The following is a 15,183-nucleotide window of genomic DNA, read 5'->3' on the forward strand; positions in this document are numbered from 1 at the left end:
ATCGTTTTTGTTAGACTGCGCCGCAATTTCGCAGGACATCTTTTTCTATGGTCTGGATTGATTACGCCATCATCGGCATCGTCGGTTTTTCTGCACTCATCAGCCTGGTGCGCGGCTTCGTCAAAGAGGCCATGTCTCTCGTCACCTGGTTCGTTGCCTTCTTTATTGCCAGCCACTTCTATCCTGATCTCGCCGCCTATTTTACCTCTTTCTCCGATGCGCTGGTGCGCAACGGTCTGGCCATCGCGGCCCTGTTCGTGGCAACCCTGATCCTGGGCAGCGTGGTGAACTACGTGGTGGGTCTGCTGGTGGACAAGACGGGGCTCTCCGGTACCGATCGGGTGCTTGGAGTCTGCTTCGGCGCAATTCGCGGGGTACTGATCGTCAGTGCCCTGCTTTTTTTCATGGATACCTTCACCAGCCTCTCCCAGAGCGACTGGTGGGCGGCATCCAAGCTGGTGCCGGAGTTCAAGCCGGTGATCCAGTGGTTTTTCGGGTTCATGCTGAACTCATCCAGTTTTCTTAAACAGGTATAGTGACTTCGAGGTAGCAAAGACATGTGTGGTATTGTCGGTATAGTTGGCACCACCCCCGTCAATCAGGCCCTCTACGACGCCTTGACGGTGTTGCAGCACAGGGGACAGGATGCCGCCGGGATCGTGACCATTGATAGTGGAAACTTCCGGCAACGCAAGGCCAATGGCCTGGTGAAGGACGTGTTTGAAGTGCGCCACATGCAGCGTTTGCAAGGGAACATCGGCATAGGTCATGTCAGATATCCCACCGCAGGTAGCTCAAGTGCCGCTGAAGCCCAACCTTTTTATGTGAACTCGCCCTACGGCATGGTGCTGGCCCATAACGGCAACCTCACCAACGCCAAGGAGCTCAAGGAGCAGCAGTTCAAGGTCGCCCGTCGTCACATCAACACCACCTCCGATTCGGAAGTGTTGCTGAACGTGCTGGCCCACGAGCTGGATCGTTGTGACAAGATGGCCCTGCGCCCCGAAGATATCTTCGCCGCGGTGCGCAGAACCCATCAGCAGATCCGCGGCGCTTATGCGGTGGTTTCACTAGTGATTGGTCATGGTCTCATCGGTTTTCGCGATCCCAACGGCATTCGCCCGCTGATCCTCGGTCGTCGTCAGGACGAGCAGGGCCAGGTGGAGTACATGCTTGCCTCCGAGAGCGTGGCACTCGACGCCATCGGTTTCGAGACGGTGCGGGATATTGCGCCGGGTGAAGCCATCTACATCACCGAGCAGGGCCAGCTCTTCTCCGAGCAGTGTGCGGAAAACCCGCAGATGAGCTCCTGCATCTTCGAATACGTCTATTTCGCCCGTCCCGATTCGTGCATCGACAAGGTCTCGGTCTACGCCGCCCGCCTCAACATGGGTCGCAAGCTGGGTCAGAAGATTGCCCGCGAGTGGGAAGATCTCGACGTCGATGTGGTTATCCCTATCCCCGAGACCTCCTGTGACGTGGCGCTGGAGATCGCCCACACCCTGGATCTGCCATACCGTCAGGGCTTCGTGAAGAACCGCTATATCGGCCGTACCTTTATCATGCCAGGCCAGACCCAGCGCAAGAAGTCGGTGCGTCGCAAACTCAACGCCATCAGCTCCGAATTCAAGGGCAAAAAGGTGTTGCTGGTGGATGACAGCATAGTGCGCGGTACCACGTCCGAGCAGATCATCCAGATGGCCCGTGAAGCAGGGGCTGCCAAGGTCTACTTCGCCTCGGCGGCGCCGGAAATTCGTTTCCCCAACGTCTACGGCATCGACATGCCCACCGCCAACGAGCTGATCGCCCATGGCCGCGAAGTGGAAGAGGTGTGCAAGCTGATTGGCGCTGACGGCCTGATTTTCCAGGATCTGGAAGATCTGGAAGCCGCCGTGCGGGAGATCAACCCGGATCTGCGTCACTTCGAGACCTCAGTCTTCAATGGTCACTACGTCACCTCCGACGTGGACCAGTCCTATCTGGATCACCTCAACGCCCTGCGCAACGATGACACCAAAGCGGTGCGTGAGTGGCAGGAAGGCACCAGCAATCTGGAAATTTTTAACGAAGGCAGTTAAACGTTTGCGGTTTTGCCGGATGGGATAGCGAGATGGGGGCCAGTGGCCCCCATTGTCGTTTCTACCTCGCACCGCCAGAAGGGGTAGGGTGTATCTGTTTGAAAAACATCCGTTTATCTTGCCGGATATGGGCATGGCCAGCGGGATCCGCTAGCATAGGCGGCAACATATATGATCGATACGCTTTTAAGAGACGAGAGTTCAGATGGATGATCTGCTAGCCCCAGTGCGCCAGTTTTTGCAGTGCGAGACCCCGGATGAGTGGGTAGAGATGGCGCGGGATCCGGCCCGTTTACCGACCCTGCTCATCGATCACGCCAACTGCGAGACCAAGGCCGCACTCACTGCCCACAGTCTGGTGCGTCGCTACTGCCTGCCCAAGGGCAAGCGCCATCTGCTGCCCAAGCTGGAGTTCTATCGCGAGCTGGATGCCATTCCGGAGAAGGCCGAGATCCTGGGCAAACGCAGCATGGGGGAGTCTGATCGCACCGTCTTTTCCGAGCTGGAACGCAATCCGCTGCTGTTTCCCATGGTGCGGCTCATACAGGAGGAGCTGCATCACTTCGAGCAGGTGCTGGAGATCATGCAGGCCCGCGGCATCGAATACGGGCCGGTGACGGCCTCCCGCTATGCCCGCCAGTTGATGCAGCATGTGCGCACCCATGAACCGGCCACCATAGTCGACAAGATGATCATCGGCGCCTATATCGAGGCCCGCTCCTGCGAGCGGTTTGCCAAGCTGGCGCCCCATCTGGACGAAGAGCTGAGCCGCTTCTACGTCTCTTTGCTGCGCTCCGAAGCGCGTCACTATCAGGATTACCTGAGCCTGGCCGAACAGTACGCAGGGGAGGATATCAGCGAGCGGGTGGCCTTCTTTGGCAAGCAGGAAGCCGAGCTAATCTGCTCGCCGGATCCCCAGTTCCGGTTTCATAGCGGTCTCCCTGTCACTTCTGACAGTTGTTGACGCACAGGGGGCAAACTACTATTGCCCTGTTCCTACTACGAGCGACAAGTAGTTACTTTTGAGCGCAATTCCCGGCCCTGAGCCGGGATCTTTTTTTCTGTCGTACCTCCTTCCTGCTTTTGGCGCTCTATGCTGAATCCCTGGCTATTTTTGCGTCTTCCCCTTGCGATGAAATCCTGTTCGAACAGCCGGTTATTGTGGTGATAAAGTGCTCATTCAGGTGGCTCACCCTTGTAGAAACGGGCGAAACCGTGTACTTTTTTGCCTTCGCAAGATTTGAATAACCAATCAATAGGAGCGTGTATGCGCATTGTTCTGTTGGGGGCTCCGGGCGCCGGCAAAGGTACCCAGGCTCAGTTCATCATGGAAAAACACGGTATTCCCCAGATCTCCACCGGCGACATGCTGCGTGCGGCGATCAAAGCGGGCACCGAGCTCGGTCTGAAAGCCAAAGCTGTGATGGACGCAGGTCAGCTGGTCTCTGACGACATCATCATCGGTCTGGTGAAAGAGCGCATCGCTCAGCCGGACTGCGCCAAAGGCTTCCTGTTGGACGGTTTCCCGCGCACCATTCCCCAGGCGCAAGCCATGAAGGACGCCGGTGTCGTGGTTGATTTCGTGCTGGAGTTCGATGTGCCGGACGAAGAGATCGTCAAGCGCATGAGCGGCCGTCGCGTTCACTCCGGCTCCGGCCGTACCTACCACGTGGTGTTCAACCCGCCGAAAGTGGAAGGCAAGGATGACGTGACCGGTGAAGATCTGGTGATCCGCGCCGACGACGAAGAGACCACAGTACGCAAGCGTCTGGATGTATATCATCAGCAGACCGCGCCGCTGATCGGTTTCTACGGCAAAGAGGCGGAAGCGGGCCACACCCGTTACGTCAAGATCGACGGCACTCAGCCGGTTGATCTGGTCAGCAAGCAGCTTGCCACCATTCTGGGCTGATCTTTGCTGCCGGCACTGTTTCCCGTGCCATCAGATAAATAGAGAAGGGCCCTGTCGGGCCCTTTTTGCATAATGACAGATAGACAGGAAGCCAACGTGACCACGAAAACCGGAATATTGCTGGTCAATCTGGGTACCCCAGCCGCACCGACCACCGCTGCCGTCAAAGCGTTCCTCAGCCAGTTCCTGCACGATCCCCGTGTGGTGGACCTGCCCCGTTACCTCTGGTGTCCGCTGCTCCACTTCATCATCTTGCCGACGCGCTCGCCCAAAGTGGCCAAGCTCTATCAGCAGGTGTGGACCGAGCAGGGCTCGCCGCTGATGGTGATAAGCAAGCAGCAGCGTGCTGCGCTGGAGCAGGAGCTCAAGCGGGAGGGGGTTGAGGTGCCGGTGGAGCTGGCGATGACCTATGGTTCCCCGTCAGTGAATGATGGCTGGCAGGCGCTCAAGGCCAAAGGGGTCAACCGGGTGATCCTGTTGCCGCTCTATCCGCAATATTCGGTCAGTACCACCGCCTCGGTCTTCGATGCCTGGGGCAAGGCGATGAAGAGAGAACGCAATCTGCCGGTGGTGCGGCTCATTCGTGATTATCACGCCCATCCCGAATACATTCAGGCGCTGGCCATGAGTGTGCGCCGTCACTGGGAGCAGCACGGTCAGGGTGATCACCTGCTGATGTCGTTCCACGGTATTCCCGAGCGCTACGAGAACGAAGGGGACCCCTATGGTCACCAGTGTCGCCATACCGCCAGCTTGCTGGCCGAGGCGCTCGGGCTGGAGGCCGGGCAGTGGACGGCCAGCTTCCAGTCCCGCTTTGGCAAGGAGGAGTGGCTCAAGCCCTACACAGACGTGACCATTGCTGGCCTGCCGGCCGCCGGAGTCAAGCGGCTCGATGTAATTTGCCCCGCCTTTGCCGCCGACTGCCTCGAAACCCTTGAGGAAATTCAGGTACAGAACCGGGAGATCTTCATGGAGGCCGGTGGCGAGCGGTTTGAATATATTCCGGCCCTCAACAGCGATCAGGCCCACATCAGGATGATGGTCTCGCTCATCTGCCGCGAATTGGCATGAGTGACCGGCAGTCAGTCAAACAAGGAGTCGAGTCATGGTACATATCACGCTGATCTACGCAGGCCTGCTTGGGCTGCTGTTTCTAGGGCTCTCCTTCTGGGTGGTCAAACGCCGCGCCCAGTTCGGGGTGATGATAGGACAGGGGGAGGCCCCCGAGCTGCTGGCGGCGATCCGGGCCCACGGTAATTTTGCCGAGTATGTGCCGCTGACCCTGCTGCTGATGGCGCTGTGCGAGCTCTCCGGTGCCGGTGCGCTCTGGCTGCATGCCGGTGGCGCCATGCTACTGGTTGGCCGCCTCCTGCATGCCATCGGCATCCAGATCCCCAAAGCCCCCAATGTGCCCCGTTTTCTGGGCACCTTGCTGTTCTGGCTCGCCCTCGGCCTCTTCTCGCTGCAGGCTCTGTTGCAGGGCATGGCGGCCACCTGAAAACCGACGCTTTTGCATGCTATGGAACCACCCCGGGCAGGGTGGTTTTTTTATGGTGAAAAGGCAAACGTTTTTCCTTGCAAGCCTTGTCTATACTGACTCCATTATTTAAACAGGGCGACTTTTCGGGGCGGCGGATTGTGTTAAAATCCCGCCCCTCTTTCCCCCAGAGCACAGAACATTGCCATGAAATTTCCCGGTCAGCGCAAGTCCAAACACTACTTCCCTGTCGACAGACGCGATCCCCTGGTGCCGCAAAATCCCCTGTTAACCGAACTGGGCAAAGCCTACGTGGTCGGGATTGATCAGACCCTGGTTGATATTGAAGCCCATGTGGATGAAGACTTTCTGACCCGTTATGGTCTGAGCAAGGGGCACTCCGTTGTCATCAATGACGATGTAGCCGAACGGATTTATGACGAGCTCAAGGCCAACAACATGGTAGTGAGCGAGTTTGCCGGTGGCACCATTGGCAACACGGTACACAACTACTCGGTACTGGCCGACTCCCACTCCATCCTGCTGGGTGTGATGAGTCAGGATATTCGCATCGGCTGCTACGCCTACCGCTATCTGTGCAACACCTCTTCCCGCGTCAATCTGGACTATCTGCAGCCGGTGGATGGCCCCATCGGTCGTTGCTTCACCTTCATCACCGAGTGCGGCGAGCGCAGCTTCGGCATCAACGCCGGCAAGATGAACCAGCTGGATGTGCAGCACATCCCGGAGGATGTGATCAAAGGGGCATCTGCCCTGGTGATCACCGCCTATCTGGTGCGTGGTGACGATGGTGATCCGATGAAAGAGGCGGCCATGACCGCGGTGCGTTATGCCCGCGAGGCCGGTATTCCCGTGGTGCTGACCCTGGGCACCCGTTTCGTCATCGACGAAAACCCCCAGTGGTGGCGCGACTTCATTGCCGAGAACGTGACTGTGCTGGCGATGAACGAAGACGAAGGTGAAGCCCTGACCGGCATCGCAGATCCGCTCGGTGCGGCCGACAAGGCGCTCGATTGGGCCGACATGGTGCTCTGTACCGCAGGCCCCATCGGTCTTTACATGGCGAGCTACACCGACGAGGACTACAAGCGCGAGACCACTCATACCCTGTTGCCGGGCGTCATCCCCGAGTTCAACATGTATGAGTTCAGCCGTCCGATGGCCCGCGCCAAGTGCCGCAAACCGACCCGGATCTACTCCCACATCTCCCCGTACATGGGTGGCCCGGAGAAGATCAAGAACACCAACGGGGCAGGGGATGGCGCGCTTTCCGCCGTGCTGCACGACATGGTGGCCAACTCCTATCACCGGATGAATGTGCCCAACTCCGCCAAACACATCTCCGAGTTCCTGACTTACTCCTCACTGGCCCAGGTGTGCAAATACGCCAACCGCGTCAGCTACGAGGTGTTGGCCCAGAGCAGTCCCCGTCTCTCCCGCGGTTTGCCGGAGAAAGAGGACAGCCTGGAAGAGGTTTACTGGGAGCGTTGATCTCCTAATCTGCAAGGCGCCTCCATCGGGAGGCGTTTTTGCAGGCAAATGGGGGTTATCCCGGCTTTTTTCCCGGAATAACCCCAATATGCTTGAGTCCATGTCACTTTTGCGACACCATTTGGCCATCGTATTGTCGCCCGACAATGCCGCAGCACCCGAAAGAAAGAGAGAACCCCATGAGCATGCTTAACGACAACCTTGACGCCAATTTCCAACTGTTTATCGAACAAGTCCGCGAGTCGGGTCAGGTGTGGGGTCTGCGCTATGGGGAAGACTGGGTCGTCTGTCGCTCCGCCGAATTTGAAGATGCCGACGTGATGCCGCTCTGGTCTGCCGAAGAGGACGCTCGTCTGCACTGTGTTGACGAGTGGGCCGATTACGAGCCGGAAGTGATCGATCTGGAAGAGTTTCTCGATATCTGGATCAACGATCTGGATGAAGATGATGTACTGGTTGGCCCGAACTGGAACGCCGATCTGGAAGGTCAGGAGCTCGAACCCATCGAGCTGGCCAAGGCACTGGTTGAACTGGACGCCTGAAAGCGCCTCCATTGATGGCATGAACGCACAGGCCATCGGGACAAAGACCGGCATCCGCGAAGGTGCCGGTCTTTTTTATGGTCGAATGGCCCGATTGATGAGTTAAAAGCCGATTTGCCTTTGCACCTGTCAGGGGGATGGTCCATCATCAACCTTTTGCCAAGGGAGGAGCGCCATGTTTGTATTCGACGTAACGGGAGCTGCGGGTGAGAAGGCCAGCATTCGGGTGCAGGCGCTGGATTGGGCGCAAGCCGGACCAGTGACCTTCCAGTGCGATGATGATCAGCTGGCGGTCGTGCTCCTGAGCGGTTGTCGTTGCGATGCGGTGGGCTTTTTCAACCTGTTGGCGGGGTGCAAACCGCTCTATATCGAGCAGTGGCTCAGCTATCTGCAAGAGAGCGGTCGCATTGGCAAGTGGAGCCACCAGACCGAGAGTCCCGCCGATGGGGACTATCTGGCCAGAGCCGGTCTGGAGCACGATGAGCTCAATACCCTGCTTGGCCAGGTCTATCAGGTGGCGGGGTTCAATCGCCTGCAAATCAACCGTTACCTCAAAAATCGCCACAACCCCACCACGCTGGCGACCCGTTACGATCAGAAAGAGCTGGAGCGCTATCGCCAGCTCAATGACATCATTCTGACCCTGTTGAAGCTGAAGCATCCTCAGTAAAGAGCCCCAGCTGGCTGATATCCGGTCGCAGCGGTTGCGGCCGGGCGATCAGATAGCCCTGCAAGCCATCCACATACATCCCCTGCAGCAGCTGTTTCTGGCCAAGCTGTTCTACCCCCTCAGCAATCACCTGACATCCCATCCGATGTGATACATCGACGATCATCCGCACAAACTGCTGGTTGGTCTGATCCTGCTCCAGCCCGGTAATAAGGGCAGGATCCAGCTTGATGTAGTCGGGCTTGAGCTCGCGAAACAGGGTAAAGGAGCCGATCCCCTTGCCGAAATTGGCGATCGCCGAGCGGCTGCCGTTGCGGCGCAGCAGTTCAAATACCCGCTTGGCACCGGTCAGATTGCGTTCCAGATGCTCTTCATCCAGCTCGAACACCAGATTGGCGCTGGTATTGGGATCTTTGAGCAACTGGCGGTCAAGCCAGATCAGGAAGGCGCTGTTTTGCAGCAGGTTGGGGGAGAGATTGACTCCCCAGCGACTCTGATTGGCACCAAAAGCCCGGTATTGACGCATTATATGAACAATCACCAGTTGCTCCAGCCGCATCACCATATCGAGCCGCTGGGCCATGGCAAACAGGGTGTCGGTGGGCAGGGCGGTACCATCGCTGCCGCTGAAACGGGTGTAGATTTCGTTGTAGGCCAGCATGCTGCGGTGCAGGGGCTGGATTGGCTGATAGGTGAAGCTGAGTCGCTCCTGTGCCAGCACTTCAGTCAGCACCTCGCGCCAGTGATGCTGTCCCTGCAGATCGGAGACGTTGTCATCCTGCTGGATGGCCCAGCCATTGATGGTTTCGGTCTGGGCGCGTGCCAGCGCCAAATCCGCCCTGGCCAGCACGGCTTCGATTTTCTGGCCGCTGCTGAGCTTGGTCAACCCCGAGTAACCTGTGCTCTCCAGCTCGTGTTGAGCCTGATAGTGATCGAAAGCCACTTTCAAATCCTGTCCCAGCAGATGGGGGGGAATATTGGCCACCGGTTGCACCAGCACGGCGAAATCAGCCCCCGAAATGCGATAGACCTGATTGCCCGGGAAGCGGCTCACCACCCGCTTGATAAGGGCCGCCATGTCCTTGATGTAGGCATCACCAGACTGGAAGCCGCGCTGGGCGTTGATCTTGCCAAGCTCGGTGGCGCGGATCAGCACCAGACTTGCGGTCTGGGTGTCCTGATCCCGCTGCAGCAACTCGGTCATGTCGCGGCGAAAGGCGTGGCGGTTGAGTAGTTGAGTCAGCTCGTCGGTGGTGGCCAGATTGCTCAGTTCGGTCAGCTGACGATGGGCACTCTGTTCGGCACTCTCGAACTGTTCCAGCAGCTGTTGCAGCACTTCCCGGGAGGCGGGCTCATCAAGCTGTGAGGGATCCCGGCTCCTGATGGCCTTGACCCAGGTGAGCTCCTGATGCTGGACCATGCCGTCCATGGTGCGCATGGCCAGCATTAACAACAGGATCATGCCGAGCAGTGTGGTGGCCAGAATAACTGTCAGAGTGAGCGGTGTGCTCTGAAGGGCCAACCAAACTGCTTGCAGGAGCAGCAGGGGTATGGTCACTATGGTGGCGATCATGAAGAGGGGGCGTCCAAGCTTGTGAACCATCTTTTTATCCTTGAAGTGGCTGCTTTATGAGGGAATTTTAACCAAGCTTGCGGTGCAAAGCATGCTATTCCTCGCAACTCGGTGAAAAGGGTCAATTGAAATCGGTTAAATGTGAGTGAAACCACTTTCACAGGTACCGAAACAGGCGAAGATGAGTTGAAAACAGATCAAACAAGGCAGAGGTAAATCATGTTGTTAGAGCCAGAAAATAGTGCCAAAGCACGACAATTGTTGAACCAGAGTATGGCACTGGTGCTGGCAGGTGGACGTGGCAGTCGCCTGAAGCAGTTGACTGACAACCGCGCCAAGCCTGCAGTCCATTTCGGTGGCAAATTCCGGATCATCGACTTTGTGCTCTCCAACTGTATCAACTCGGGGATCCGCCGCGTTGGTGTAGTCACCCAATACAAATCTCACAGTCTGCTGCGTCACCTGCAATCGGGCTGGTCCTTCCTGCGTTACCAGATGAACGAGTTCATCGACCTGCTTCCAGCCCAGCAACGGGTGGATGAGGTGCACTGGTATCGCGGCACCGCCGATGCCATCTATCAGAACGTCGATATCATTCGTGACTACGGCCCCAAATACCTGGTGGTGCTGGCTGGGGATCACATCTACAAGATGGATTATGCCGCCATGCTGCTCGACCATGTACGCCTCGGTGCCAAGGTGACGGTAGCCTGCATCGAAGTGCCGCGGGCAGAGGCATCCGCCTTCGGGATCATGGATATCGACGAGCAGCGCAAGATCCGCGCCTTCGTCGAAAAACCGGCCAATCCGCCTGCCATGCCGGGTTGCGATGACCGCTCCCTCGCCTCCATGGGGATCTATATCTTCGAGGCGGAGTACCTCTACCAATTGCTGGAGGAGGATATTCACAATCAGGACTCCAAACACGACTTCGGAATGGATGTGATCCCCCGCATTGTGGAGGAGGGGATGGCCTTTGCGCACCCCTTCAACATGTCCTGTGTCGGGGCACGCGAGGGGCAAAAGCCCTACTGGCGTGACGTGGGTACACTGGACTCCTTCTGGGAAGCGAACATGGATCTCGCCTCCGTGCTGCCCGAGCTCGATATCTACGATCAGAACTGGCCTATCTGGACCAGCCAGACCCTGACGCCACCGGCCAAGTTTGTGCAGGATCGCAATGGCCAGCACGGCATGACCATCAACTCCATGTTCTCGGGCGGTACCATTGTCAGCGGATCGTTCGTGCTCAATTCGGTACTCTTTACCAATGTGCGGGTGCACTCCTTCTGCACCCTGGATCAAGCCATCATCTTCCCCGGGGTCGAGATTGGCGCCGGTTGCCGTCTGCGCCGGGTGGTGGTGGATAAAGGGTGTGTGCTGCCCGATGGACTGGTGGTGGGCGAGAATGCCGATGAGGATAGCCGCCGCTTCTACCGCTCCGAGCAGGGGATTGTGCTGGTGACCAAGGAGATGCTGGACAAGCTGGTTTGAGGAAAGCCCTTGAAACTGTGTCAGACGCTGTAATGCAAAGGGAGCCAAGTTGGCTCCCTTTTTCATGCTGGTGAATGGCGAGGATTATTCGCTAACCACCGCTTTGGCGGCCATCACCATGGCGGTGCCGTGCTTGCCACCGGCGGCGGTCACTTGCGGTACGCCATCTTCATCGGTATCGCTGCCGGCACCTTCGATGATGTTCTCGCCGGAGTCGCCGATCCACTCGGCCATCTGCATGCCACCATTGACGGTGCCACGGAACCAGCTGACGTACTGACCGGTCAGTTTGGCCAGCTCCAGCTCGGGCGCCTTCTCGGCACCTTCGTTGCGCAGGTTCAGCATGGCAGAGCGCAGGGCGCCAGAGATGGCCGCCTGGGTCCAGGGAGTGTATTCACCCTGTTTACCCGCCAGCCAGGTGCCCGCCTTGGCATTGAAGTAGGCCTTGTCGGCAGCGACAAACAGCTCGCGGGCGGCGGTGCGGTACTTGGCATCGGAGGTAGCGAGGAAGGCGGCCGTCAGACCGCGGATAGCGGCGAACTGCGCATCGATGGAGTAGCCGGCATCGAGCTTGCCACCCAGGGTTATGCCGTCATGCACCAGACCATTTTTGCCCTTGAGGTTGGCAAGGATGAAATCGGCCTGCTTGCGGATCAAGTCGAGCGCCTGTTGACCCTGCTTGGTCTTGAGGTTCAGCTCGCCATTGTCACCGGCGGCGTAACCGACCGGCAGCGCGTCCTGAGCGCGCTGGAAGATCTGCAGGGCGACCAGTGCGTAAGCGGCGTCAAAGGTGGTGACGTGCTTGCCCTGTTTGCCTGCCTGCCAGCTGTCGACCAGGGTGCCAGCCTTGGCATCAAAGTGCAGGGCCGCCAGGTTCTTGAAGGTGAGGTTGGAGAGATTGATCGCCAGCGAGAAGGCATCGCTGCCCGCGACCGCTTTCCCCAGGTCATTGGTCTTGTTGGCAGCCGGTGCGGCGGCAAACGGCGCACCGTCAAACACGGCGTGGAAGGCCGGGTTCTGGTTGGTGTTGGCGCTGCGCTGATCGCTGAAGGCATAGAACTCGGAGAGCGGCCACAGCATCATCCAGGCATCGCGCAGCTGGGCGGAACCATCCACCACCTCCAGCTTGCCGATGGCACCGGCATCGTTGTTGCTGGTTTCGGTCACTTTCACCTGATGGGGGAAGTAAATCACGCCCTTGGCCGGATCGTACTGCGGGGTGATTTTGGCGCCCAGTTGCTTGCCATCGAAGCCAAGCTGGTTCTGCATGATGGCCAGCTTGTCGATGGACTGCTCGGTCAGCATCATGCCGTTGAAGCCATCGGCGGCAGAGACGCCCAGCTTGTGCTTGCCATCCTGATCCATGGTGGCGGAGGCGGCTTCTACCTCTTCATCGGTCTCGGCCACGTGCATGCCGCCGAGGAAGTCCTGGGACCACATCACCTCTTTGAGCAGGATACCGCCCACCGCTGCGGGCACCAGCAGGTTGTCGCTGCCGCTCCAGCGCAGGGTGCTGTAGTCGCGGAAGTAGGCGGGCACCTGGGTCTTGACGGTTTTCTCGGTCCCTTTGGCGGTCTTGATGGTGATCTGATCGCCATTGACAGGGGTGGCGTTGACGGCCTGGGCAAACTCCGGATTGGCGGAGGCGTAGGGCAGGGAGAGGGGATACATGCCCTGCGGCACTTCATCAGCCGGGAAGCCAACGGCATCGGCCATGGCCAACACCCGTTGCCCCAGAGAGGCCATGGTGCCGCCACGGGCCAGGTTTTGCGGCCCGTTCACCAGATGAGGGCCCATGCCGGATTGGTAGTTGAGGGCGTACATCGCCTCTTCGGAGTATTCGTAGGATTCGATGCCGGCGGCGAAGTCGAACGGGGTCGGCTCATCGGCACGGTTGGCATCCAGCACATCCAGATCCAGCCCCAGCGCTTCGGCAAGCGGCTCACCGGAGAGCTCGAATTCGGTATAGGCCAGCATGTTGGCGGCGGTATTGAATGTCTTGTCTTCGAGTTTGACGGCAGCGTGTGCTGCGCCGCTGATCAGTGCGCAGGCGATCGCCTGAACCAGTACGGTTTTTCTCATGTCCCTTCTCACCATTGGTTTTATTATTGACGCTTCTCATAACGAATCTAAATGAGAATGGTCTGCATTATGCTGTGTTGGCGGGGACTTGAGAAGTAAAAAACCGCCCCATTCGGCTGCACGTTGAACCGGATGTGCGCTGTCGAAGAGGACGGTTATCTGTTTATTGCGATGAAAGTGCCGGTGCGGCGGCGATCAGAGCAGCTTGAACGGGATGACCAGACGGCCTGGCTCTACCTTGAGGGCTTCGACCTTCTCCTTGAGCCTGGCTTCGTTCTTGCGGCTGCTGTCGAGGCGGTAGACCGGGGTCTGCGACAGGAACAGGGAGAGCGACTGATTGAAGGTGGGTAGCAGCGGGGTGAGGGCGGCCCCGATATCGGCCGGCTCGGTCTTGACCGAGAGCAGCTCAAGATCGCGCAGATAGATGGCACCCTGATCGGCCACATAGTCCGGGCGTGCGCTCAAAGCAAAGCGGATCTTCATCTGCTGGCTGCCAAGGGGGCTGCTCACCTGCAGGTCGCCAGCGGCGTCCAGCTCGATGCGATCTGCTTGTTTGCGGCCGATACGGCTCTGCATCTCGTCCAGGCGGATCTTGCTCGACATGATGCCGGGGATCCCCAGCTGCTTTTCAAAAGAGACCTGATCTTTGAGGTACTGGTTGATTTCGGCCTCGCTGACATTGTACTGGGTCAGGGAGCAGGCCCCCAGCAGCAGGGCAAGGGGGAGTAACAACAACTGTTTCAACATGATGGATTCCGCTTGGGCAACTATGATGGCGCTATCTTACGCGATAACGGGCGTGGAATGAGAGCCTCATACCGTGGGAAATCACGGACTTGCTGCATTCCCGATTGTTTTTTGGCAACCGCCGGGTTCATCATCGACGGGTGAACGAAATAGGGCTGAGCTGTTGCTTCGGGTGGGGTCTACACCTTAAGCAGAGAGAAAGAGAACAGAAAGCGAGAAGAGCACAGAGAACGAGGAGAGCGTAATGGTTCGGATGGGCAAGATTGGCCGCAGGGCGCTGCTGTGGCTTGGCTGCATGATGGGACTCTGGAGCCCATCGCTGTGGGCCGAGGTGAAAGTGATCCCGGTATTCGAGGCGCAGGCCGCGGTGCAGACCCTCAAGGAGATCTATCCCCAGCTTGGGGTGAGTGCCATGGGTAATCAGCTGGTGCTGAGCGGGACGCCAGCCCAGCTGCAGGAGGCCGAAGCCACGCTGGCGCAGATCAACCAGCCACCGCAAAGCCTGCTTATCGAGTGGCGGGTCGATGGTGCCGCCAGCGGTCAGCAACTGGGAGGCTCAATCAGTCGCGACGAGGTCAAGCGGCAGTGGTTGCTCGATGGCAACTCCCAGCAGTACCAGCGCAGCCAAAACGACAGCTGGCAGGTGCGCGGGCTTTCGGGCCGTCCCGTGCTGCTGCAGATGGGCTCCTATCAGCCGGTGACTTTCTACCAATGGAACGGGGGCGCCGTGGTGGGGATGATGCCGTTGGTGAACGGCCTCTATGCCACGGCCACCTTGATTGGCGATCGGGTGCAGATTGCGCTGAGCAGCGAACAGGCGAGGCTGGATCAGGGCACCATCAATCGTGGGCAGAGTGCCACCGAGGTGAGCGGGGCCCCAGGCCAGTGGCTGACGGTGGGGGAGCTCTCGACCAGCTCGGCAGATCAGGGGAGTAGCCTCGGCACCCAGCTACAGGGCGGACGAGGCAGCCAGAGCGAGCGCCAGACCCTGCAGATCCGGGTCACCCGCCAATAAGCAATGTAGTGGTCTAATCATCCCGGACACCATTTTAGGTGGTACAGTCGCCACCATGACCTGAGGTGTTCAATGACAAGA

General features: G+C 58.5%; 14 protein-coding genes. 11 read left to right on the forward strand and 3 right to left on the reverse strand.

What is annotated here, in order from left to right:
* The first annotated feature begins 47 nt into the window (after window positions 1–47).
* From G5168_RS19860 to G5168_RS19900, 9 genes are all read left to right on the forward strand, one after another.
* Entirely contained in the window at window positions 48–536 is a 489-nt protein-coding gene (locus G5168_RS19860) for a CvpA family protein (RefSeq protein ID WP_033115174.1), read from the forward strand.
* A 21-nt stretch (window positions 537–557) separates the two neighbouring features.
* Entirely contained in the window at window positions 558–2,078 is a 1,521-nt protein-coding gene (gene purF, locus G5168_RS19865; protein WP_005351229.1) for an amidophosphoribosyltransferase, read from the forward strand.
* 205 nt (window positions 2,079–2,283) lie between these two features.
* The gene (gene miaE / locus G5168_RS19870) at window positions 2,284–3,042 is read left to right on the forward strand and encodes a tRNA isopentenyl-2-thiomethyl-A-37 hydroxylase MiaE (protein WP_227342596.1); all 759 of its coding nucleotides are present in this window, start codon (window positions 2,284–2,286) and stop codon (window positions 3,040–3,042) included.
* 303 nt (window positions 3,043–3,345) lie between these two features.
* Complete coding sequence (gene adk, locus G5168_RS19875; protein WP_005337083.1) at window positions 3,346–3,990, forward strand: adenylate kinase; 645 nt, start codon at window positions 3,346–3,348, stop codon at window positions 3,988–3,990.
* 96 nt (window positions 3,991–4,086) lie between these two features.
* The gene (gene hemH / locus G5168_RS19880) at window positions 4,087–5,061 is read left to right on the forward strand and encodes a ferrochelatase (RefSeq protein ID WP_076494673.1); all 975 of its coding nucleotides are present in this window, start codon (window positions 4,087–4,089) and stop codon (window positions 5,059–5,061) included.
* 34 nt (window positions 5,062–5,095) lie between these two features.
* Window positions 5,096–5,488, forward strand: coding sequence for an MAPEG family protein (locus G5168_RS19885; RefSeq protein ID WP_421172590.1), 393 nt, complete (start codon window positions 5,096–5,098; stop codon window positions 5,486–5,488).
* Window positions 5,489–5,674: 186 nt separating this feature from the next.
* Window positions 5,675–6,979, forward strand: a complete 1,305-nt coding sequence (locus G5168_RS19890) for an inosine/guanosine kinase (protein WP_216953402.1) — start codon at window positions 5,675–5,677, stop codon at window positions 6,977–6,979.
* 179 nt (window positions 6,980–7,158) lie between these two features.
* The gene (locus tag G5168_RS19895; RefSeq protein ID WP_005337077.1) at window positions 7,159–7,521 is read left to right on the forward strand and encodes a DUF2750 domain-containing protein; all 363 of its coding nucleotides are present in this window, start codon (window positions 7,159–7,161) and stop codon (window positions 7,519–7,521) included.
* 175 nt (window positions 7,522–7,696) lie between these two features.
* Complete coding sequence (locus tag G5168_RS19900) at window positions 7,697–8,191, forward strand: hypothetical protein (RefSeq protein ID WP_042055706.1); 495 nt, start codon at window positions 7,697–7,699, stop codon at window positions 8,189–8,191.
* Here the strand turns inward: G5168_RS19900 and G5168_RS19905 are convergent.
* Window positions 8,154–9,794, reverse strand: a complete 1,641-nt coding sequence (locus tag G5168_RS19905; protein ID WP_421172589.1) for an EAL domain-containing protein — start codon at window positions 9,792–9,794, stop codon at window positions 8,154–8,156. The two genes, G5168_RS19900 and G5168_RS19905, sit on opposite strands and share 38 nt — an antisense overlap.
* A 189-nt stretch (window positions 9,795–9,983) precedes the next feature.
* Between G5168_RS19905 and glgC the strand changes: the two genes are divergently transcribed.
* Window positions 9,984–11,258: a glucose-1-phosphate adenylyltransferase gene (glgC, locus tag G5168_RS19910; protein WP_139459496.1), complete on the forward strand. Its 1,275-nt coding sequence runs from the start codon at window positions 9,984–9,986 to the stop codon at window positions 11,256–11,258.
* A gap of 84 nt (window positions 11,259–11,342) precedes the next feature.
* On the opposite strand, the gene G5168_RS19915 is transcribed toward glgC, so the two are convergent.
* Both G5168_RS19915 and G5168_RS19920 read right to left on the reverse strand, forming a co-directional pair.
* Entirely contained in the window at window positions 11,343–13,340 is a 1,998-nt protein-coding gene (locus tag G5168_RS19915) for a hypothetical protein (RefSeq protein WP_421252614.1), read from the reverse strand.
* Window positions 13,341–13,535: 195 nt separating this feature from the next.
* Window positions 13,536–14,087 carry a lipoprotein gene (locus G5168_RS19920; RefSeq protein WP_421221574.1) on the reverse strand — a complete coding sequence of 184 codons (552 nt, stop codon included), beginning with the start codon at window positions 14,085–14,087 and terminating at the stop codon, window positions 13,536–13,538.
* A gap of 295 nt (window positions 14,088–14,382) precedes the next feature.
* On the opposite strand from G5168_RS19920, the gene G5168_RS19925 reads away from it, so the two are divergent.
* A complete protein-coding gene (locus G5168_RS19925) occupies window positions 14,383–15,102 on the forward strand; it encodes a hypothetical protein (RefSeq protein ID WP_410489650.1) in 720 nt (239 codons plus the stop codon).
* Window positions 15,103–15,183: the final 81 nt, after the last annotated feature.

It is taken from the genome of Aeromonas sp. 600724 (assembly GCF_049175135.1).
Taxonomy (GTDB): domain Bacteria; phylum Pseudomonadota; class Gammaproteobacteria; order Enterobacterales; family Aeromonadaceae; genus Aeromonas; species Aeromonas veronii_A.